General features: G+C 61.2%; 17 protein-coding genes. 2 read left to right on the forward strand and 15 right to left on the reverse strand.

The window, feature by feature from the left end:
* Positions 1-23: 23 nt before the first annotated feature.
* The 3 genes from groL to I2G43_RS06405 all read right to left on the reverse strand — a co-directional run bounded on the left by groL (position 24) and on the right by I2G43_RS06405 (position 4,614).
* Positions 24-1,661, reverse strand: coding sequence for a chaperonin GroEL (groL, locus tag I2G43_RS06395; protein ID WP_022094352.1), 1,638 nt, complete (start codon positions 1,659-1,661; stop codon positions 24-26).
* 96 nt (positions 1,662-1,757) lie between these two features.
* Positions 1,758-2,051, reverse strand: a complete 294-nt coding sequence (gene groES, locus I2G43_RS06400) for a co-chaperone GroES (RefSeq protein WP_022094351.1) — start codon at positions 2,049-2,051, stop codon at positions 1,758-1,760.
* Between the two features lie 919 nt (positions 2,052-2,970).
* Entirely contained in the window at positions 2,971-4,614 is a 1,644-nt protein-coding gene (locus tag I2G43_RS06405) for an amidohydrolase (protein WP_229071649.1), read from the reverse strand.
* Between the two features lie 162 nt (positions 4,615-4,776).
* On the opposite strand from I2G43_RS06405, the gene I2G43_RS06410 reads away from it, so the two are divergent.
* Entirely contained in the window at positions 4,777-6,240 is a 1,464-nt protein-coding gene (locus tag I2G43_RS06410; RefSeq protein ID WP_195535512.1) for a M20 family metallopeptidase, read from the forward strand.
* Positions 6,241-6,380: 140 nt separating this feature from the next.
* Here the strand turns inward: I2G43_RS06410 and I2G43_RS06415 are convergent, their stop codons facing one another.
* The 11 genes from I2G43_RS06415 to I2G43_RS06465 all read right to left on the reverse strand — a co-directional run bounded on the left by I2G43_RS06415 (position 6,381) and on the right by I2G43_RS06465 (position 16,932).
* On the reverse strand, positions 6,381-7,673 hold the full coding sequence (locus I2G43_RS06415) for a DUF4013 domain-containing protein (protein WP_195535513.1): 1,293 nt from the start codon (positions 7,671-7,673) through the stop codon (positions 6,381-6,383).
* A 150-nt stretch (positions 7,674-7,823) separates the two neighbouring features.
* Complete coding sequence (locus I2G43_RS06420) at positions 7,824-8,846, reverse strand: YitT family protein (protein ID WP_117584120.1); 1,023 nt, start codon at positions 8,844-8,846, stop codon at positions 7,824-7,826.
* A 206-nt stretch (positions 8,847-9,052) separates the two neighbouring features.
* Positions 9,053-9,568 carry an Asp23/Gls24 family envelope stress response protein gene (locus I2G43_RS06425; RefSeq protein WP_055251999.1) on the reverse strand — a complete coding sequence of 172 codons (516 nt, stop codon included), beginning with the start codon at positions 9,566-9,568 and terminating at the stop codon, positions 9,053-9,055.
* 44 nt (positions 9,569-9,612) lie between these two features.
* A complete protein-coding gene (locus I2G43_RS06430; protein ID WP_233540326.1) occupies positions 9,613-9,990 on the reverse strand; it encodes a DUF2273 domain-containing protein in 378 nt (125 codons plus the stop codon).
* Entirely contained in the window at positions 9,983-10,528 is a 546-nt protein-coding gene (locus I2G43_RS06435) for a hypothetical protein (RefSeq protein WP_195535514.1), read from the reverse strand. Before I2G43_RS06435 ends, I2G43_RS06430 begins: the two co-directional genes overlap by 8 nt.
* A gap of 166 nt (positions 10,529-10,694) precedes the next feature.
* Entirely contained in the window at positions 10,695-11,501 is an 807-nt protein-coding gene (locus I2G43_RS06440) for a YebC/PmpR family DNA-binding transcriptional regulator (RefSeq protein ID WP_117734266.1), read from the reverse strand.
* A gap of 164 nt (positions 11,502-11,665) precedes the next feature.
* Positions 11,666-13,849: a DUF6020 family protein gene (locus I2G43_RS06445; RefSeq protein WP_324249512.1), complete on the reverse strand. Its 2,184-nt coding sequence runs from the start codon at positions 13,847-13,849 to the stop codon at positions 11,666-11,668.
* A gap of 137 nt (positions 13,850-13,986) precedes the next feature.
* A complete protein-coding gene (gene lgt, locus I2G43_RS06450) occupies positions 13,987-14,808 on the reverse strand; it encodes a prolipoprotein diacylglyceryl transferase (RefSeq protein ID WP_195535515.1) in 822 nt (273 codons plus the stop codon).
* A gap of 109 nt (positions 14,809-14,917) precedes the next feature.
* On the reverse strand, positions 14,918-15,196 hold the full coding sequence (locus I2G43_RS06455) for a NifU family protein (protein WP_195535516.1): 279 nt from the start codon (positions 15,194-15,196) through the stop codon (positions 14,918-14,920).
* Between the two features lie 171 nt (positions 15,197-15,367).
* Entirely contained in the window at positions 15,368-15,892 is a 525-nt protein-coding gene (locus tag I2G43_RS06460) for a deoxycytidylate deaminase (protein WP_195535517.1), read from the reverse strand.
* A gap of 188 nt (positions 15,893-16,080) precedes the next feature.
* Entirely contained in the window at positions 16,081-16,932 is an 852-nt protein-coding gene (locus I2G43_RS06465; protein WP_195535518.1) for a type III pantothenate kinase, read from the reverse strand.
* A gap of 212 nt (positions 16,933-17,144) precedes the next feature.
* On the opposite strand from I2G43_RS06465, the gene I2G43_RS06470 reads away from it, so the two are divergent.
* Positions 17,145-18,848 carry an OPT/YSL family transporter gene (locus tag I2G43_RS06470; RefSeq protein WP_195535519.1) on the forward strand — a complete coding sequence of 568 codons (1,704 nt, stop codon included), beginning with the start codon at positions 17,145-17,147 and terminating at the stop codon, positions 18,846-18,848.
* 201 nt (positions 18,849-19,049) lie between these two features.
* On the opposite strand, the gene I2G43_RS06475 is transcribed toward I2G43_RS06470, so the two are convergent.
* Complete coding sequence (locus I2G43_RS06475; protein WP_195535520.1) at positions 19,050-22,505, reverse strand: CAP domain-containing protein; 3,456 nt, start codon at positions 22,503-22,505, stop codon at positions 19,050-19,052.
* Between the last annotated feature and the right edge of the window lie 295 nt (positions 22,506-22,800).

Raw genomic sequence — 22,800 nt, forward strand, 5'->3', positions numbered from 1 at the left:
GGGAGTTCTAGACCTTGTCGGCCTTAGTACATACCGCCGCCCTGCTGACCAGCGGTAGCAGCAGCGATAGCGTCCTCAAGCTGAGTGTTCTTGGGCACATCGGAGACGGTAGCCTCGGTGATAAGAATCAGGCTGGCGACAGAAGCAGCGTTCTGCAGGGTGACGCGGCTGACCTTGACGGGGTCGAGGACGCCCATCTCGATCATGTCGCCCCACTCGCCGTTGGCAGAGTTGAGACCCTGGCCGGCGGGCAGCTCGGCAACCTTGTCGACCACGACGGCGCCCTCAAAGCCAGCGTTCTTGGCGATGGTGGCGACCGGAGCAGTCAGAGCCTTCTTGACGATGTCGACGCCGATCTTCTCCTCGGGGTCGTCAAGCTCAACGGCGTCGAGCGCAGGAGCAGCGTCCATGAAGGCGACGCCGCCGCCGGCGACAATGCCCTCCTCGACAGCAGCACGGGTAGCCTGCAGGGCGTCCTCGACGCGGTGCTTGATCTCCTTGAGCTCGGACTCGGTAGCAGCGCCGACCTTGATGACGGCAACGCCACCGGAGAGCTTGGCCAGGCGCTCCTGGAGCTTCTCACGGTCGAAGTCAGAGGTGGTGTTCTCCATCTCGCCCTTGATCTGAGCGATACGGGCGTCGATGGCCTCCTTGGAGCCAGCACCGCCGACGACGACGGTGTTGTCCTTGGAGATGGTGACGGACTTAGCGGTACCGAGCATATCGGCGGTGATGTCAGCGACCTTCACGCCCAGCTCGTCCAGGGCAGCCTGGCCACCGGTGAGGACGGCGATGTCCTCCAGGATGCGCTTGCGGCGATCGCCGTAGCCCGGGGCCTTGACGGCGCAGACGTTGAGGGCGCCACGGATCTTGTTGAGGACCAGGGTAGGCAGAGCCTCGCCATCGATGTCCTCAGCGATGATGAGCAGGCCACGGCCAGCGCGCTGGACAGCCTCGAGAACGGGCATGATGTCCTGGACGCTGGAGATCTTCTGGTCGGTGATGAGGATGTACGGATCCTTCATCACGGCCTCCATGCGGTCGTTGTCCGTGACGAAGTAAGCGGAGACATAGCCCTTGTCGAACTGCATGCCCTCGACGGTGTCGATGGTGATGTCGAACGTCTGGGAATCCTCGACGGTGATGACGCCGTCCTTGCCCACGACCTCCATGGCCTCGGCGATCTTCTCGCCGACCTCGGGGTCACCGGCAGAGATGGTACCGACGGAAGCAATCTGCTCCTTGGTCTCGACCGGCTTGGCCTGCTTCTTCATCTCGGCGACGGCGGCGTTGACGGCCTTGTCGATGCCGCGACGGATGGCCAGCGGGTTGGCGCCAGCGGCGACGTTGCGCAGGCCGTCGTTGACGATGGCCTGGGCGAGCAGGGTTGCGGTGGTGGTGCCGTCACCCACGGTGTCGTTGGTCTTGGTGGCGACCTCCTTCACCAGCTGGGCGCCCATGTTCTCGATGTTGTCCTCGAGCTCAATCTCCTTAGCGACAGAAACGCCGTCGTTGGTGATGGTCGGGGCACCGAACGTGCGCTGCAGCGCAACGTAGCGGCCCTTGGGGCCCATGGTGACGGTAACGGCGTCGGCCAGGGTGTTGACGCCCTTGGCGAGCTTAGCGCGGGCATCGGTGTTGAACGTAATGTTCTTTGCCATGGTAGGTAATCCTCCAAAAGAAATGTGACTCGCGTCGCCGCTTCCGAGTCCTATGCGGCGGGCGCGTTCAAAGACGAATCAGAGATTCTGACGAGACTAGGCCTCGACGACAGCGTAGATGTCGTCGGCGCGCATCAGCAGATACTTCTCGCCGTCGACCTTGACCTCGTTGCCACCGAACTTACCATAGATGACAACGTCACCGACCTTGACGTCCATGGGGATGCGCTCACCCTTGTCGTTGACCTTGCCGGCGCCAACGGCAACGATGGTGCCGCGCTGCGGCTTCTCCTGGGCGTTGCTAGCGATATACAGACCAGAAGCGGTCTTCTGCTCGGCCTCGTCGGGCTTGACCAGAACACGATCTGCAAGCGGCTTCAAAGACGACATGCTTGTCTCCTCCTTTTTGGGCCGCGTGGTTATGCCACGCGAATTAACCCTTTTTGTTTGCGTACGCGTTGAATGGTACCCACGAATGGCGGGTTATACAACACGGAGTCAAAAAATCTTATTTTTTGGCACTTAGATTTTCTGAATGCCGGGGGATAACTTAGCGATGCCTCCCGTGTGGCTCCGGAGGGGCGGGGCATAAGGTTTCCTGCTCGGGCAGTCCTGCTCGCACGAAGGCCACATTAAGTGGCCTTCGGCTCGTGCGGAACTCGCGATAAACCTTATGCCCCGCCCCTCCGGAGTCACACGGGAGGCAGGTTAACTAATTCGGGCCCGGCATTCAGAAAAGTCAGTGCAGCAAAATGGCGATGCGGATAGGAACGTGGGCATGGTTTTCGCTGCGCGCACGGGTCCCCTGGGGAGCACCGTGCATTTTTGGGAGTATTCAGCAGGCCAGGGTGGCTGCATACGCGCCAGACATACCTTATTGGTCCCAAGAACGCCTTCAGCGGGCGGTTTTGGTCGGTGGGCAGACCCCGTTGGGACAAATGGGCGTACTTCGCGCCGTACCGGAGCCCAAAATGACGTCAATCTCCGTAACGTTACTCAGCCGCAGCGGCACCGGCAGAGCTCGCGGTGCTGAATACTCCGTTTTTTGCACGGTCCAGGCGGGGGTACATCAGGGCCAGAAAGAACATCCCGGCCTTTTTATGCAATCTGTAATGTGAAGTATGCAAAACACATGAGGTTGCACTGCTGATGTCCAAATTGAACGCACGGAGCAGCAGTACCTCAACCCCGCGCCCAAATCCAACAGAGCAGGGACGCTCATGGCGGATCCCCACCGAAACGCAAACGCGGCTCGAGCGCCATCCCAAAATAGGCTGCATGAGCCGCGTTTAACGGTACGACATGAATATCAGCGCTCGTAAATCAAGTTGCCTGCCAGGTAGGTGGCCTGAACCTTGGTGGCTTGGAGTTCTTGGGGGTCGATGGTGAGTGGGTTTTGGTCCAGGACTACCAGGTCGGCGTATTTGCCGGGTTCTAGGCTGCCGAGGTTTTGCTCGTCGCCCGCTGCATAGGCGCTGCCCAGGGTGTAGTTGCGCAGGGCTGTTGCTGCATCGATGCGCTCGCTCGGCAGCCAGCCGCCCTCGGGCCAGTGACTTTTGGGGTCCTGGCGCGTGATAGCCGTGTAGAGCACGTTCATGCTGGTAACGGGCGTGATAGGGCTGTCAGTACCGAAGGCTTGGCGGATGCCGCGCTGCTTATAGGTTGCAAACGGCCACATGATGCGGCTGCGCTCCAAGCCCAGGTCGCGCTCCGGACCACCTGGGTCGAGCGTGATATGGCAGGGCTGGCTCGAGGCAACGACGTTAAGCTTGCGTAGACGATCGATGTCCTCGGGCAAGAGGTTCTCCAGATGCTCGAGCGTGTTATGACCGTGCTGGGGCAGGCCGTACAGCTCTGCCGCCTCCTCAAAGATATCGAGCGCGGCATGGATGGCACCGTCGCCGATGACGTGGATGCGCACGGTGTGGCCGCGCTCCGCGGCCGCCAGAACTAGCTTGCGCATGCGCTCGGCGGGAACCGTCAGACGGCCCTGGTCGCCCGGGAAGCGCGGATTGGTATAGGGCTCGGTGAGATACGCCGTGTGTTCGCTCGACACGCCGTCGAAGAACTGCTTAAAGCCCGGTGCCGAGAGCAGCACATTGTTCGCGTAACGTGCCTGCAGCTCTTCCAAGTGCGACTGGTCATCCAGCAGCGTGGGGAACAGATGGGCTCGGATGCCCAACTTGCCGGCTGCCTGCAGTTTGTCGTAGACGTCGTCGCGGATAAAATCGCAGCCCGGCATGGGCATGAGCGACATATCGCATATCGAGGTGATGCCCTGCTCGGCCATACGCCTCATTTGATCGGCGTAAGCGCTTGCGATGCGATCCTCGCCCAGCCACTCAAGGCAGCGCGGTAGCAGCTGCATGGCAGCCGCCTCGTGAGCAATGCCCGTGAGCTCGCCGTTTGCGTCCTTGTCGTAGCTGCCGCCCGCTGGTGGCTCGCTGTCGCGCGTGACGCCGAGCGCCTCGAGTGCGCGGCTGTTGAGCCAAAGCGTGTGCCCGTCACCCGAATACATAACGCAGGGGCGATCGGGGAATGCCGCATCGAGCGACGCCTTGGTAGGATGCTCGGGCGGGTCCCAACGGTAGTCGCGCCAGCCCTGAGTCACAACCCAAGCGTTGTCGGGCAGGTCCTGGGAAAACTCGAGCGCGTGTTGCACCAGCGCCGCCTCGGACGTGCCCATATCCATGAGCATGTACGGCGAGGAGCCAACCGAAGTATGGAAGAAATGCAGGTGCGCATCGTGGAAACCGGGGCAGACAAACTGCTCGCCGTAGTCGATAACCGGCGTGGCGGCAGGCGCGGCGGCAATCACGTCATCGGGCGCACCGACTGCGACGATACGGTCGCCTGCGATGGCAATCGCCAGCTCGCGGGCGGTATCGATGCCGTCTTGCGCGGTAAAGACGTTCTTGGAGCGGATAATCCGATCGATATGTTGCATGGGCATCCCCATCTCTGGCAGGAAATTCAACACCCCCGAGTGTACTCCCCCGCCCTTGTAACAAAACCCCAAGCGGCAAACGGCAACTTTACCAGCCCTAGCGGCAGGTGGCATACTGGAGAGAGCCTGTACGATTTTGCGATCAACCCAGCAAGGAGCAAATCGACCATGACGAAGACCAAGGCACAGCAGATTATGGCGGCGACCGAGGCTCGCGCGGCTGACGACGTCACCGTAGCCATCAAAGATATCGCTACCGAGTTTGAACCCTATATCATCAAGCAGCGCCGGCACTTCCATAAGCACCCGGAGCTGAGCCTTGCCGAGGAGCGCACGACCTCCGACATCGCCAACCAGCTCGACGCCATGAATATCCCCTACGAGCGTCCGCTCAAGACCGGCTTGGTGGCAACGCTTCGCGGTACCGCGTCGGATGCCTACCATGAGGACGGCACGCCGCGCCGCCGTATCCTGCTGCGCGCGGATATCGACGCCCTGCCCGTCACCGAGCAGACCGGCGAGGAGTTTGCCAGCGTCAACGAGGGCTGCATGCACGCCTGCGGCCACGACTGCCACATCGCCATGATGCTCGGCACGCTGCAAATCCTGCGCCATATGACCGACGACATCCACGGCGAAGTCCGCATCGTCTTCCAACCCAGCGAGGAAAACGGCCAGGGCGCCAAGCTCATGATCGGCACGGGCGTGCTCGACGGCGTCGATGGCGCCTACGCCGCGCACATCTGGAGTGAGGTCGACGCCGGCACCGTGAGCTGCGAGCCCGGACCGCGCATGGCCAATACCGACTGGTTCCGCATCGACGTCCGCGGCACCTCGTGCCACGGTGCCATGCCCCAGCGCGGTCACGACGCCGTTATGGTTGCCGCCGAGATCGTCAACGCTCTGCAGACCATCGTTTCGCGCGAGATCAGTCCCTACGAGCCGGCCGTCATTACCGTCGGCGAGCTGCACGGCGGAACCGCGCGCAACGTTATCGCCGGCACGGCCTACCTCGCCGGCACGGTGCGCACCTACGGCGATTCGACCCACGAGGAAATGCCGGAGCTCATGCGCCGCATCGTGGAGCATACCGCGGCCGCCTTGGGCGCCGAGGCAAAGCTCACCGACTACACCATCGCCAACTACAAGGTCGAAAACGATGCCGCCTCGAGCGAGCGCTGCCGCCAGGCAGTAATCAAATGCTTGGGCCCCACCGGCCAAGGCCATTACCGCGGCACGCTTTCGGGCGAGGATTTTTCGGAGTACCTGCGCCGCGTACCGGGCGTGCTCGCCTTTGTTGGCACGCGCAACCCCCAGATTGGCGCCACGTACGCCCAACATTCTTGCTTCTACAAGATTGACGAGTCGGTACTGGCCAAGGGCTCCATGGTGGCCGCCCAATATGCCATCGACTTTTTGGCCGAGCCCACACAAGAAGAGCTCGACGGCCCCACGATTGCCGCGGTCGCCGAAACCAACCCCGACTTGGCCGCCAAGTTGCGCTCTGCCAAGGCCACGTCCGCCGAGGCTCGCGATGCTATCCATGATGCCCGCACGGCGCGCCATGCCGCCATCAAGGGCATCCATGATGCACGTGCCGCCGCTCGCCGCGAGGAGAAGCACGACGAGTAGTCGATCCACGACCATCTCGCAGTCATAGCCGCATCGCGATATCAAAGCGGGGGCGGACGCTTCGGCACGTCCGTCCCCGCTTATTTGTCAAGCGCTATTTCTACCGTTTCTACCCCGTCCCCAAATGGCAGGTGGCAGGGTTACTCGTCCTGCGGGTCCTCGTCGGAGCTTGGCGCAGGCTCGGGCTCAGGCGCAGGCTCGGGCTCCGGTTCCGGCATGGGCGCGGGCTCGGGCTCAGGCACGGGCTCGGGCTCAGGCTCAGGCTCGGGCTCGGGCTCGGGCGCAGGCGCCGGCGCCGCAGCGGAATCGGATACGGGCGCTGCGTCGGCGCTAAAACCAGCCGGAGCAGACTTCTTCTCAAACGGCAGCACAAAAGTCAGGACGTCGTCCTTGTCCTCGTCGGCCCACTCGCTTGCGTAGCGTGCAACCCAATAGCCAACGGCGCGATGCTTGAGCATGTTGCCAAAGACCGTGAGGAATACCGTGACAAACGCCGTCAGCACCAAGAACAATACGAGCGTGATGCCACCGCCGGTAACAAGCGCCTCAATAGCCGTAGGACGGTAGTAGTAGCTATACATACCGACAGAGGCAATGGTGCCAAAGACGAACGTCAGGATCCAGGTGACAACGTTGGCGACCAGGCCCGTCAAAAACTCGGGGAGGAACGAAGCGCAGAACAGCTTGGTCTTATTGTTCTTAAAGGCCGCCCAGACCTTATCGAGCGAAAACGCGCTCTCGACGCGGCCGGTCACCGCAAAGTGCATCACGGCGATGTCGGCGAACATGGTAAAGAAGACGCCCAGGACCGCCGCGGCAATCATAGCCAGAACAAACAGGCCCAGCGAACCGATCAGCGCGGCCTCGAGCGCATAAGAGCCGTAATATGAATACGAACCCGCGGCACCAATTACCACGCTCTCCACCAGCGAAAGCGCCACACCGATAACGGGAATGGCAGCGATAACCTTGAGCACGCCCGAGATAACACCCGAAAAGACGCCCAGACCAAACGACGTGGAGCGCATCAGCGGACGATCCATGCCGTCATCGACCTTAAGCGACAGGTCGCGGCCCCATTCGATGCCAAAGCCAGAACCGCATGCGCTTGCCACACAGGCAGCCAAAAAGCCGATGGCAGCCGCGATACCGCCGATAACGGGAATGAACAGCACGAGCACTGACACGACACAGATGAGCGCCGGCAAAAAGGCGATCTGGCACACGCGCTGCAGCACGCCCGGCGTCTTGGTCATGTCCTCAAACGCCTGAGCCACACAGCCCTTGGACGCATTCGCCACGGACGGTTGCGGAACAAACTGCTGGGGCTGACCCTGAGGGGCAGAGGCTGCGGCACCGGCATTGGGGGCACCACACGCACCACAGAACTTATCGTTGTCGCCCATGGGGGCACCACACTGCGAACAGAACATCGAGATCATCCCTTCGTATCTTGAGCGAATCATCTGGATCGCAAACGATGTCTTTGGCATCATTATCACCCAATGTGGGGACAAATACTCCAACATGACGCATTTGCAATACGCAGGGCGCTATTCGATTGTTTGATGAGCTCGACCGCGTTAGTTCGTTCCGCGGAAACCCTTGCCGACGATCTCGGAGCTGTCGACGATCGTGATAAAGGCACCCGGATCGACTTCGCGCGCATAGCGGCGCAGTTGCACGGCCTCGCGACGGCTTAGCACGCTCATGATCACCGTCACGCACTTGCCCGAGAAAGCACCGTAGCCGCGGCTGATAGTCGCCGTACGGTTGAGATGCTTGACGATAAACTCCTCGACCTTAAGGGGCTCGGAGCAAATGACCGTGCAGACTTTACGCAGGTGGATGCTCTCGATGGCCTTGTCGACCACAAGCGTCTTGGCAAACAGGCCGAGCACGCAATACAGACCGACGCGCGGGCCGTACAAGAAGGCCGCGATGGTCACGATGCCGATATCGACCAGCAGCAGCGCACGGCCGATCTCAAGCGTCGTGCGGCGTTTGAGAATCATGGCGAGGATGTCCGTGCCGCCCGTCGAGGCACCGATATCAAAGACGATGGCGCTGCCGAGCGCCGGCAGAATCACGGCAAAGCACAGGTCGAGCCACATATCGCCCGTCATCGAGACATCGGTCGGAATAAAGAGCTCAAACAGCGAAACATAGGCGGACAGCGCAAACGAGGCAAAGACACTCCACAGGATTGCCTTGCGCTCCAAAAAGATAAAGCCCAGAACGACAAGGACCGCATTGATAATCCACATAAAGACGCCGACGGGCAGGGTCGGGAACAGCGTGGACAGAATGACCGACACGCCCGAGGTGCCGCCAAAAGCAAAGTGATTAGGGGTTTTAAACGCGACGATGGCAAAGGCCGTGAGGATCAGGCCCAAATTGAGCTCGGCAAAAAAGCGCGGAAAGCCCGGCTCCTGGCTGCGCTTGCGACCAGCGCGCTCGCCCCGCTCGATAACATCGCGATCGACCACGCGCTCCATCGGCACTACGGGAGGACGATGCACCTCCTCGGCAGCACGCGACGCCGCCTCTGCCGCAGCGGCCTCAATTGCCCATGCCTTGCTTTCTGTTTCGTGCTCGTCGGCCATTACGGCAACTCCTCGTTAACAATTTGGAAACAATGTGCCCATTAGAGTAACGCGGAACGTGGGGATTGCAACCCTTAGTTAGACGAGCGGTATGACTATATCGGGAGCGTACAAAAACGGCCGGCCACGCTTTTGCTTGCGCGGTCGGCCGTTTAATGTTTTCGCAGATAAAACCTGCCAAAACAAACCTGTCCCTTTTTGGAAGGTTATTCGTGCTGGCTGGTGCGGTGCTCGTACTCCTCGGGGGTGATGACATCCTCGATGCGCAGGTTGACGCCCGCCACCTCAAGGCCAGTCATCGCGGCAAGGCGCTCGGTGACACGTGCCTTGACATCGTCGAAGATCGCGGGCGCATAGGCGCCGTACTCGATGATGACGGAGATGTTGACGACCACGCGATTGTCATCGGTGACCTCGACCGTCACGCCCTTGGTCAGATTCTCGGCACCAAACTGCTCCTGCACAAAGTGCATGAGGTTACCCTTCATGCCCAGAACGTGCGGAACCTCGCGAGTGGCCATGGCAACGATCTTCTCGATCACGCCGTTGGAATAGGTCAGCGAGTCCTCGGACTCGTCTGCTTCCTCGTCGTCCTCATCCGTATCGGACTCGGCCTCGACGAGAGCCTCGTCCTCGAGCGTCACATCCTCAGCTTCGGCGACGACCGCCTCGTTCTCCTCGAGCTCGGTATCGGCTACATCGACCTTCGTATTAAAAGCCATGGTTCCTCCTTATGCCTGCCGCGGATGCGACAGTCGAATACATATTAGCGGCCGCTAAACAGACGGCCGAAGAAGTTGACGATCCCGTTCTCGCCGTCGCGAATTTGGCCGATCACAGCGCCGATCAGCACGAAGAATGCAATGACGAGCGTGTCCCACAGGCCCAACGTGAGCACCAACACGGCGAGGATAAAGCCAGCGACGGCGCCGAGCGTGGTGTTGGGATGACGCACAGCATAGCTCCAGATGGCAGCGCCCGTACCCTTGATGAGACCCATAGCCTCGTCAAAATCCGCGGCTGCCGCGTCTTGCAACTCGGTTGCCTCCGCTTTGGAATCAACAGGTTCGTTCGCCGGCGTGGCGCTCTGGTCAATCGTCAGGCGCGGCGTACGAGCGGTCTTATCTTGATTGGTATCACTCACCGGAAACCTCCACGGTCTGGACGGTAGTCTTGGACGGCAAAAAACGGACGCGCGCGGTCGTACCCGGCGTGCCGAGCATGGTGTCGCAGGCTTCCTCGATGCGCTGCTGCATCGAGGAAGCCAGAGATGCCACGTCCTTATCGTCAAGCGCGATAGCCTCGACCTTAAAACGGACGTGCGAATCGTCGGAGCCTTGGACGCGGGCCTCGACATGCTCGACCATCACGCGGTCGTCACGCTCGGCAGCAGCCCTAGCGCACGAAGAAAGCGCCGCAAGGGTAACCTCGATATTGCGCTCCCCCGCCGGATGCACGCAGGACGGTTCGCGACGGGCGAACATCAGGCGGAAAAAGCTCAGCAGTGCGCCGAGCGCCACGACACCGGCACACGCCGTGACGACGATGCGCGGCATGGGGTCGCGCATCAGCAGCATAAAGCGATACGTATACGGCCCCCAAAACTGGCAGACAAGCGTACCCAGCGCCACGATGGTGGCAGCAAGATACACGATCGCTAGGGCTCGTTTGAGTACGCGCACGCGGCGCTCCCTTCAAATCTCGACTCTCGAAATGCAAAACGGTTCGCATCATTATAAAAGAGCCGGGTCCGGTGCTCTACGCACGCGGATCCGGCTCATCTATTCCACGAGGCTTGCATGCTCGCTTCATTATGCCCAGATATGCACGGCTCAATCCGTGCTGGCGCTACTCCTCCTCAAGGGCAGCGATGACCTCGTCGGTCATGTCCATGGTGCTGTAGACGTCCTGGACGTCGTCGAGCTCCTCAAGACGGTCGATGAGGCGCTGAACCTTCTTGGCGTCGGCGCCGGAGACCTCGGTCGGGGTGGTCGGGACCATGGTGGTCTCGGAGCCCTTGACCTGGACGCCCTGCTCCTCGAGTGCCTTGGAGACAGCCATGACGTCGTTAGCAGCAGTCCAGACAATCCACTCCTCGCCGGCGTCCTCGTAGTCCTCGCCACCGGCCTCGGCGATAGCCATCATGAACTCATCCTCGTCACCGGCAGCACCGTTGGCGATCATGGTCTCCTTCTTGGCGTTCTCGTCCAGGATCTCCTTGGCGACGACGATCTGGCCCTTGCGCTCAAACTGGAAGGCAACGGAGCCCGAGGTGCCCAGGTTACCACCAGCGTGGGAGAAGGCGGAACGGACATCAGCGGCGGTGCGGTTGCGGTTATCGGTCAGGCAGTCAACGTAGACGGCGACACCGGCGGGACCGTAGCCCTCGTACACGATGTTCTCGTAGACGGCGGCGTCAGCACCCGAACCAAAGGCCTTGTCGATAGCGGACTTGATCTTGTCCTTAGGCATGGACTGAGCCTTGGCCTTGGCAACGGCAGCGGCGAGGCTGGCGTTGTTCTCGGGCAGCGGGTCGCCGCCGAGACGGGCCGCAACGGTGATGTTGCGGCTGAGCTTGGAGAAGAGGGCGGAACGCTTGGCGTCCTGCGCGCCCTTACGATGCTTGGTTGTGGCCCACTTAGAGTGTCCGGACATACGTGTCTCCTATCGGTTTTGACCTAAAGCCCAGCGCAGATGCTCGGGCAATATAAACAAACGTCGTTATGATATACCTACTGGCCTGCGAGATAAACCCCAAAATGAAGGCGTCGTGATGATGGCCCCTTTGGTGCAAAGTAACCTGACCCCAATGCACCAGTTTAGGCCCAGAGGAGGTCGCTGCGGGTGATGGTGGCGCCGATGGCGAAGGGCATGCAGGCGATGGCCGGATACAGGTAGCGCATGTAAGTCGAGCCGTTGCACGGGCCAATCAGGCACACGGCGAGTACGCCCAACAGCGGCACCCAGATCGCCAGCGCACGCCATGAATGACGACGCAGCAGGTAGACCACCACGGCGATCATGATCCACACATAGGTGGCCGAGCTCATGGTGAGCGAAATAAACGGGATGCGCTGCACCGCTACACGGTACAGATTGATCAGGTGGTCGCACCAGCGCACCACGTTGCTGTCAACCGGATGGAAGTCGAAGTATTTGAGGTTGTCGGGGCGCGCCATGATCTCGGCACTGCGCGCCGTGCTGTAGACCCATGCGTCGCGGGCGCTCGGATAAAAGTAGCCATAGTAGTTATTGATAAGCGCTGAGATATAGCACTCGGGGTCCTTTTTAAACATCTGGGCCCAAACCTCAAAATAGGCGTCGATATCCTCCTGCGAGGCATATTCGTTAAAGCAGTTCTTGACGGCATCGGACTTGTCGGGGTTGTACCGGCGGCCCAGGTTTTCGTACTTGAGCACGCGATCGATCACGGCACGCTCTTCTTCAGTCACCAAACCGTCGCAGGGAGCTTCCACGATGGTGCCGTCCTCTTTAACCGTAGGATTGACGCCCGAGTTAAGGCCGTCGTGCTTTTGGACGAAGCGCGCCGTCTGCTGAAACGGAATCGAGAGCACCTCGCGCTTGGAGCTGGGCGTAATGTCGTGCGCCGGCATAAAGACCTTGGTGAAGTACATATTGGAGACAAGACAGAGCGCCAGAACGGCCAGGATGCCAACCCAGCGGAAGCGCGGCACGCGAAGCGAGGACGCAGCACCCGTCTGCTTAGCCGTACGGCGAGCCGCATGCACGTCCCAAGCGCAAAACGCCGCCGCGATCACGCATGCCGCCAGCGGAAACACCAGGCCGCCGTTACGCAAAAACGTCGACCCCATGGCGCCCAGGGCAAGCAACAGCCAGTCGTGACGCGCAAAAAGCACGGGCACGGGCTCGCCCACACGCTCGACATTCGCATCGCGACGAGGCAGGCCACAGGCCACAAGCTTGACGGTCTGCACCAGCAAAACCAAAAACGCATCGGTAAAGAGCACGTCTTTGGTGAGCAGCGCCGCGTAGTTTGAGAACATCGGCATAAGCGCAAAGAACAGCAGCGCCACGCCGCGAACGGGCATGCCGACGCCAAATTTACGCAGCGACGAGATGGAATATGCCATGCAGGCAGCCGTGATAATAAATTGGGCGCAGGTGTAGATGATGAGGCCCGCGTTTGCGCTGTTAAAGACCGAAAGGCCCAGCTGCACACACGAGCCGATAAGGGCCGTGTGCACAACCGGGTGATGCCCGTTGAGCAGCACATTGGGGTTGAGCAGGCGCAGGTAGTCGCTCGTACCGTTGGGATAGTTGAACCACTGGCGAATCTGCGCGCCCGTGTCCCCCATAAAAAGGCCGGGCAGCGAGGCGATGAGCGTGGGCGTCCAGGCAACCACGAGTACCAAGAAGGGGCCAGCAAAGGGGTGTTTTGAGAGCACGGCGTGGGCCACGCGCCACAAACGGCCAAAGCGCGCTTCCGAAAACGGAATGCGCCGAGTGCTCAGCCAGTCCAAGCACTCAAACGCCAGATAGAACGCCACGATTGCCAGGAGCATCCAGCCTGCGCCGCCAATCCAGGCGCAGATAATGCGGGCTTTGTCGCCGAGCACAATTTCGGCCGAATCGGTGAGGTCGTAGCTACGGCCGAACACCATGCAAATGGCAAAGAACAGCGACGGCAGTATGATCGACGGTCGCCAGGCGTCGCCGCGGCCAAAGAACACGTAGCGAAACGGCAGCGTGAGCAGGCAGGCAAGCGCCAGCAGCATGACCGCGTCGGTGTGTCCGGCAAACGAGAGGAGCACCTCGTAGCACACATACAGCATGCCCGAGGCCTGCGGGTCGATCGCTAGGACCGCGTTGCTCGATACCGGGGCGGGGTCGATGGAAAACGCCGTGGTCGCAAACAGGGCAAGCAAAAATGCGATGAACGTCTGCTTGGCGGGATAGCGCTTAAACCAAACGATGCGAGCGGCATCGCGCGCAGCTGTTGTGGAGAGGTCGGATTCCTTCACAGTCCAAAAAGCCTTTCTAGAAGCCTGCCAAAAAGGGACAGGTTTATTTTGGCAGGTTTTATCTGGGGAAACGTTACAGTTCCGTCATCGTTGCCCAGCACAACCACCACAAAGGTGCCTGTCTGTGATGGTTTGGATTAGGCGTCGAGGTAGATGCGCTGGGGGCGATTGCGGTGTCGGGCGAAGATGATGAGCGCCAGGCCTGCGATTATGAGCGGAAGGCTCAGCAGCTGCCCCATCGTGATGACGCCACCCAGCAGATAGCCCAGTTGTGCATCGGGCACGCGCACGAACTCGACGAGGAAACGGACGATGCCGTAGCCCATCACGAACACGCCCATAAACGTGCCCTGGGGCACCAGCGGCCTTTTGCGGCTGAGCACCTGCAGGATGCAAAAGAGCACGATGCCCTCGAGAAACGCCTCGTAGAGCTGAGAGGGATGGCGCGGCATATCGCCCGCGGTGCCACCGAAGATCACGCCCCAGGGCAGATCGGTCGGCTTGCCCCACAGCTCGCCGTTGACAAAGTTGGCGCAACGCCCCAAGCACAGGGCCAGCGGAGCGCCGATGACGGCAAGGTCTGCCAACGTCCATGCGTCGAGCTTATACATGCGGCACACGATGATGCCGCCGATAATGCCGCCCACCAGACCACCGTGGAAACTCATGCCGCCCTCGTTGGTGGCAAAGATCTCGAGCGGATGGGCCCAGTAGTAGCCATCGCCGTAAAAGACGACATAGAACAGGCGCGCGCCGATAATGAGTCCAAAGACCACGCCGACTACGACGCTCGTCAGGTCGTCAATCGTGATGTTAAAGCCCCAACGGCGCTGCGTGCGGTACATGACGACCGCCGTGAGCAGGGCGCCGACCACATAGGCCAGACCGTACCAGTAGATAGTGATGGGACCCGCCGAAATCGCGACAGGATCAAGCATATGGTAGAGGTCGTTGAGCATGTCGATCCCCCTGCTCCCTACATACAAATGCGGCCGCGGGCCTTACGCTCGCAGCCGCATATTTGGGCGTAACGTCTATGCGGAGTTTGCCGTCCGCAGCTTTCGCATCTTAGAACGGCGCGTACTCGTCGTACAGGTCCTCGGCCTCGCCGGAGACATTGACCTGCTCGACGCGGGTAACGCCGGGCACATGCTCCTTGAGGATGCGCTCGATACCCATGGACAGGGTCAGCGAGCTCATGGGGCAACCGGCACAGGCGCCCTGAAGCTCCAGCTTGACGACGCCCTCGTCGTCAACGCCCATATACTCCATATCGCCGCCGTCGGCCTGCAGGTTGGGACGGATCTCTTCAAGAACCTTCTTAAGCAGCTCTTCGTTAACAGCCACAGGGGCTCCTTTCTCACAATAACGCGGGCACGCCCGCGGACAGGGGCTATGTTACTACAGCCATGTACCCGCTCAAGCGCCAGCCATGCGCACGGACACGACTTTCACGAGCAGTCAATTTGGGACGGGGCTCTTTTGGCTGTTTTTGCCGCCAGCTGGCATTGGCACGCGCTACTGCTGAGCTTGCTCCCCGGTACCAATATGGACATCGACGATGACCTGGCGGTAGCTGATGCCGCAGGAGTCGAGGATACGGCGGCTGATGCGGCCGTCGTCGGTGTCGGCATACTTGTTGTCCAGGTAGACAACCTCGCCCACGCCCACCTGCGCCAGGATCTTGGCACAGTCGTGACACGGGAACAGCGTGACGTAGACTGTGGAACCCTCGAGGTCTTTGAGCGAGCCGCGGTAGTTGAGCACGGCGTTTGCCTCGGCATGGACCACGTAGTTGTGCTTGTCCTGCAGCGGGTCGTCGCTCGTGCCCCACGGGAAAAAGTCGTCGTTAAGTGCCGAGGGCGTGCCGTTGTAGCCCACCGAAAGGATGCGGTGGTTGGTGCTGGCGATGCACGCGCCCACCTGCGTGTTGGGGTCCTTGCTGCGGCGCTGCGCGGCAATGGCCACGCTCATAAAGAACTCGTCCCAGCTAATGACATCGCGGCGCTTGCCCGACGCAGTTTGATGAAGATCGTCCGACATGGCAGACACCTCCGTAATCGCAACATTTTGACCCATTGTAGCAGGTAGGTGGTGGGGGCGTTTCTTCCCCAGGTGGGACAAATTAATCAGTAGTTCTTGTCCCAGGTTTGAAAGCCATATCGAGCTTGTTGCCGCAAGCGACCCTGGGACAAGAACTACTGATTAATTTGTCCCACCGACCCCTCTGCCTACGCGCGGCGGGGCTTTTGGTTGATGCGGTAGAGCTCGGCGAGACCCCGCAACGTCAGTGCGTCATCTACCGTCAGACTGTGACCGACCAACGACGCGAGCGCCTCGGCGTCGTCGCCGGTAATGACGATGGGCACATCGCCCTCCCCCGCTGCCTTGGTCGCGCGCATCTCGGCAAGCACCATGTCGAGCATGCCGTCGATGCGCGCTACCTCGCCTAAGACCACGCCCGAACGCATGGCCTCGCGCGTGTTGCGGCCGATGACATGCGTCGGTGCCGAGGGCTCAACCTGGGGCAGGCGCGCCGCAGCGGCCGAAAGCGAGCGGGCACCAAGCGCCAGACCCGGCGCGATGACGCCGCCCACAAAGGTACCGTGCGCATCGATGACCTCGATATTGGTCGTGGTGCCAAGATCGATCACGATGCACGGCGAGCCGTAGACGGCGCGGGCCGCCACGGCATCGGCGATGCGGTCGGGACCGATCTCGGCCGGGTCGTCGTAGTGCACGGGCATGCCGGTCTTGAGGCCCGGCCCCACGGTGAGCACGCGTCCCGTGCAAGTACGGGAAAGCGCCGCCTTCCATGGGCGTTCGAGCGCCGGCACCACGCAGCTCAGCACGGCCGCCGTGGGCACGAGCGCGCCGGGCATGCCCGCATCAGCCGCCAGCGCGGCCATGACTTGAGCGAGACGCATGCGCGCCTCGTCTGCCGTGATGCGCGCCGGCGTTGTGATCTCGCACGTCGCAAGCGGGCATTCCTGCGCCGCGGCCGAATCCTCGGCAAACAGGCCAAAGCGAATGAACGTGTTGCCCACGTCGACCGTCAATATATATGCGCACCCATTAAGCATTGTCGGCGCTCCTTTCGTCTGCCCAGCAGTATATCCCGTATACAAATGCATCCCAAATTAGCTGCTTTTGGCGGAGCGCAGGGCGGACGATGCCGCTATACTGGTGCGCGGTCGTTTGCGAGCTCACGCGGCGGCCCTTGGTAACCCGACTTCCCGCGCCGCATCCGTAGCGGCGCTCCCGGGGGAAGCGGATATACGCAAAGGAGTTATATATGAGCAACCCCTCGAACCGCGCCTCAATGCGCGGGCAACTCACGCTGCGCGGCGTCGTCATCGGCGTCCTTGGCTGCGTGATCATCACGGCAAGCTCGGCCTACACCGCCCTCAAGATGGGCGCACTCCCCTGGCCGATCGTCTTCGCTGCCGTCATCTCGCTGTTCTTCCTTAAACTTATGGGCAACGCCAGCCTCAACGAGGCAAACGTCACCCACACCATCATGTCCGCGGGCGCCATGGTCGCCGGCGGCCTGGCGTTTACCATCCCGGGCGCCTGGATGCTGGGCTATGCCGACCGGATCAGCTGGCTCGACATGTTTATCGTGGCACTCGCCGGCACCATCCTGGGCCTGCTGGCCACGGCACTCATCCACCGTCACTTTATCGTGGACGCCGCACTTGAATTCCCCACCGGCAACGCCGCAGCTCAGACCCTGCGCGCGACCGAGGCCGGCGGCAAGACCGGTAAGCAGCTCTTTGGCTCCATGGCCCTCGCCGGCATCTACAGCGTGCTGCGCGACGCCTTGGGCATTGTGCCCAGCATGCTGTGCACGCTCAACATCCCCGGCGTGACCTTTGGTATCTACAACTCGCCCATGCTGCTCTCCGTCGGCTTCCTCGTGGGCTTCGCCCCGGTCGCCTTCTGGTTTGCCGGCGCATTGCTGGGCAACTTTGGCATCATCGTCGGCGGCACCGCTGCCGGTCTGTTCGACGTCGTGACCGCACAGGGCATTGTTAAGTCCCTGGGTATGGGCCTTATGATGGGCTTTGGCGTCGCCGTCGTCCTTAAGGACATCCTGCCGCAGGTCGCCGGCATCGTCCGCGGTCTTGCCGCCGACAGCTCCACCGACACCGACGAGCAGTCGCTCATCTCGGGCTCCCTTAAGCTCGACGCCGGCATCATCGGCCTGGGCGCCGCCGCCATCGCCGTCGTCATCGCCATCGCACTCGACCTTGGCCCCGTTCCTGCCGTCATCGTCACGCTGTTCACCTTTGTCACCACCATCATGAGTGCGCAGAGCTGCGGCCAGACGGGTATCGACCCCATGGAGATCTTTGGCCTCATCGTCATGCTCATCGTGGCTGCTTTTGCCCAGATCGCTCAGGTCAAGCTGTTCTTTATCGCCGGCATCGTGGCCGTGGCGTGCGGCCTTGCGGGCGACGTCATGAACGACTTTAAGGCCGGCGCCGTGCTGGGCACCAACCCGCGCGCGCAGTGGATCGGCCAGGCCATCGGCGGCATCGTGGGCGCCCTGGTCGCCACCGCCGTCATGGTCGCACTCGTCACCGCCTATGGCCCGGACGCCTTTGGCCCCGACAAGAGCTTTGTTGCCGCGCAGGCAAGCGTCGTCGCCACCATGGTCTCGGGCATCCCGAGCGTGCCGTGGTTCGTGGGCGGTTTTATCGCCGGCATCGTCATGTACTGGCTCGGCATTCCGGCCATGATGATCGGCTTGGGTGTGTACCTGCCGTTCTACATGTCGCTCACGGCCTTCCTGGGCTCCTGCGTCAAGCTCGCCTACGACAAGTGGGCCGCTCACCGCGACGCCACGGCCGGTCTTTCGGACGAGGAGAAGGCCGCCAAGGACGCTGCCTTCCAGGAGCAGGGCCTGGTCGTCGCCAGCGGCCTGCTCGGTGGCGAGTCCATCGTCGGCGTTATCTTGGCGTTTGTCTCTGTTGGCCTGAGCCTGCTGGGCTAAGCCGAGCAGCTGCTCGCCCGAATCCATTTTGTCTACGGCTAGCCCGGTAGGTGGCCCATGCGGTCGCCTGCCGGGCTTTTTCATATCGAAACAGTAAAAGGCCGGCGCGCAACTTTAAACAGCGCGCCGGCCTTATCAATTTAACTATCGAGGCGGCGTCGCAACAAACCGTAGTCCATTGCGAGGTCGACGCTCGAAGCGCTACATCTGCTTGCGACGACGGTCGCTCAGCGTCACGCCCGCGGCAACGAGCGTAATACCGCCAATAACGAAGACCTCGCCCGCAAGCGCGGAGTTGTCGCCCGTCTGGGAAAGTACGCCATCCGCAGTCTTCTTCTTGACGGCAGGGGCCTTTGCGGCAGTCTGCGTAACCTGAGGCTTGGCCTGCGGCTCGGCCTTGGGATGATACTTGTCGTACTCGGCCTGTGCGGCAGCCAGGGCGTCCTTGGCATCGCCAAGTTCTGCCAGTGCAGCGGCATAGGCGTCGTTGGCATCGGACAGCTTGGCATCGGCATCGCTCAGGGCGGCCTTGAGACCAGCGGCGGCATCGACGGCAGCCTTGTAGCGAGCGTAGGCGGCATTCAGCTTGACCAGCTTATCGTTGCCCGTCGTGCCCGCGGCAAGAGATGCCTTGTGGTCGACGGCCTCAAGGTCGGCCTTAAGTGCCTCGTCGTTTGCGAGCTCGGCCTTGGCCTTGACGATCTCGAGGTTCGCATCGACGACGGCCTCGTTGGCGGCCTCGAGCTGCTTCTGGGCATCGGCGACACCGGCGACGGCAGCATCATAGGCGGCCTTGGCGTCGTCGACCGCCTTCTGGGCGCCGGCAAAGCGCTCGAAAGCCTTGTTCGCGGTGGCCAGCTCGCCCTCGGCAGCCTTGGCCTTGGCCTGCGCGTCGGACACAGCCTGCGTCTTGGCGACAACTGCCTGCTTGGCGTCCGAAAGAGCGGTCGCGGCCTGTGCGCCTGCGGCCTTGGCCTTGTCTACACCAGCCTGGGCGGCGTCATCGGCCTTCTTGGCTTTGTCAAGGGCGCCCTGCTTGTTCGCAAGGTCCGTCTTGGCAGTGTCACGCTTGGCGGTAAGGTCCTTGACCGAAGCCGTAGCGTTGTCATACGCCTCACTGGCTTTGTCGGACTTTGCCTTGGCGGCATCGCGGGCGCTGAGAGCCTTTGCCTTGTGGGCAGAAGCCTCGGTGGCCTTCGTCTGGCAGTCTGCCAGCGTGGCGTTGGCGGCATCAAGGGCTGACTGGGCAGTAGCAGCATTGCTCTTGGCGGCGCTGAGGACGTCCGTCGGCGTCTTGATATCGATACCCTTGAGGTTTGCCTCGGCGGCATCGTATGCCGTCTTCGCGGCGGCGGCGCCGGACTTGGCCTTCTCGTACTCGCCCTTGGCGGTGTTCACGTTCGTGTCGGCCGCGGTATAGGCGTCGTGCGCGGAATCCTTTTTGTTGACGGCAGCGTAGTAGGCATTGCTGGTCGAACCGTAATTCTTCTGTGCCTCTGCCAGCTTATTCTGAAGCTGCTTCAGCTGCTCCTTCTGCTCCTGCGTGCCGCCTGCGTTGTAGGCGGAATCGATGTAGTCGTTGAGGAGCTTCTTGAACTCGGAGACAGTGAAATCGGCCTGCGTGTCATCAGCGCTGTAATCAAATATGGTTACCTCGGAATCGGTGTTCTTACCGCTACCGGTTGCGATGCCGATAGCCTTCGTACCGGCATCGATAATGTTGAGATAATGCCCGCACTCATGGTAGATGCTGTTGTAGTGCTGGTAGATATAGTAGGAATCATATCGATGGTTGCCGAGTTCGTCGCCATACTGCGCGACGTACTTATTGAATGCCTCTTTCTCTTGGGTGTAGAGGCCGGTGTAAGGCCAGCCGAGTGTATCCTCGGTTTCGCCGCCGGTATATGCGCCGCCTCCGCCGGCAAGATTTTCACCGTTGTCATAGTAGCAGCCCGAGTGTCCCCAGATGTTCGATGAATATGATGTATTGAGGGCGGCTGCCACGGTCATGCGGAGGCTGACGCTGAGCGCCGACTGACCGTTCGCCTTGCGGAGGTTGTTCTGGGTGTCGAGATATGTCAGGGCGTTGCGCATCTGTTCCAGGGAAAGCGGGTTGGTGTCGCGAGACATGTCCTGATCGACGTAATTGTCATACCACTCGGCTTTATCGTCCGCGCCGGTCAGCATCGATACAGCGTCTTGGGCGTTTTGCTTCTGCGTGGCTGTGAACTGGCTGCCGCCGATGATATAGTTCATGAAACCGAACATGCCCTGGCTGATGACATTCTGGTCTACGGTCATGTTCGACTTGAGGTCGGCAATCTGCTGGTTAAGCTTGTCGACTTCAGCGTTCGCGGCATCGTAAGCGCTCTTTGCCGATGTAACCTCAGCGCAAATAGAGTCGTATTCGGCTCGCTTCTGCTGACGGACCTCGACGAGTCGGTCGTACTCAGCCTTCTTGTCGGCCTCGGTCTGCTGGGCCTTCTCGTATGCGGCCTTCGCGGCGTCGCGCTTGCTGGCGGCGGCGTTGTACTCCTTGTTTGCCGCATCGTATGCAGACTGGGCAGATGCCACAGCAGCGTTGGCGGCGTTGGCCTTCTCCTGCGCGGCGGTGGCGGCAGTCTGCGCAGCCTGCAGGTTCGCCTGTGCGGTGGCGTCTGCAGTCGTTGCGGCATCGAGCGCGGTCTGTGCGGTCGCAAGCTCGCTGGCGGCAGTGTTCTTGGCGGCCTCGAGCGCGTTCAGATCGACGCCCATGCCCGAGGTCGCAGCATCGAGCGCAGCCTGAGCCTCGTTCAGCTTAGCTTGGGCGTTATCGCGCGCAGTGGTCGCAGCGGCGAGGGCAACGGCAGTCTCCTGCTTCTTGGCCTGGGCAGTCGTCAAAGCCGCCTCGGTATTTTGCTTTTCCTGCTGGGCGCTGGCCTCGACAGCCTTGGCCTGGTCCAGATTGGCCTGTGCAGTAGTAACAGCCTTATTGGCGGCATCGAGCTTTGCCTGCGCGTCCTCGACGGCCTTCTTGGCGGCCTCGTACTCGTCCATACCCATGGCCTCGAGCTTGGCCTGGGCATCGTCGAGAGCCTTCTTGGCCTCGTCCTGCTTTGCCTTGGCGTCCTTGAGCGCCTGGGTCTTATCCTCGACACTCTTGCTGGCCTGATCGAGCTGATCGTTCAGGTCGCCCAGCTTCTTCTGCTGCTGCTCGGTCTTTTCGACGGCCGCCTTAAGCTCGTCGATCTTCTCCTGGAGCGCGGCGACTTCTGCCGCGTTCTGCTCGACCTCGTTGTCGCTTACAGCCTGCGAGGCCTGATCTTTTTGCTGCTGGGCCTGCTTTTGAGACTGACCCGCCGCCTCGGCCTTCTTCTGGGCGGCATCGTAGGCAGCCTGGGCATCCTTGAGCTGCTTTGCCGATTCCTCGGCCAGCTGGGCAGCCGTCTTTACGACCGCTTGGTTACCGGCAACAACGGTGTTCTCTACAGAACTACCCCCCCCCTGGATAGAATCGCCGTTATCGGCTGACGGTGCAGCGATTGCCGCCAGCGGTGACATGAGCGGCTGAGCAATGAGGCCAGCCGTCAAAACGGTTGCGACGGCACGGTTGGCAACGCCCTTAACGTTGACCGCCTTGGCCCGAGGCTCAAAGTGTTGCGGATTATAGTTCGCCATGGCTTTCTCCCTTTTGACACGGATGTATCCATACGCCTCAAAAGGTAGCTGTCGATTTTTGAATTCTGTTGCGCAACATTGGCGACCAGCGTATTTTTTGAAATTCGTGCTCCTGCGCTTCACAATTTCGTCACATATGAAAGAGTTGGTGCATCATATTCTTGCGGGATGGAATCGAGCCTGTGATTTCCATTTGCTCCCACATCATCCGTCCTATCGGATCCCGCGTCCAACAGACACCTCGCCCGCCACGGTGTAGAGTAGGGACAACGGGCGCGATGCGCGGACCGCGCTG

Source organism: Collinsella aerofaciens (assembly GCF_015557435.1).
GTDB lineage: Bacteria > Actinomycetota > Coriobacteriia > Coriobacteriales > Coriobacteriaceae > Collinsella > Collinsella aerofaciens_Z.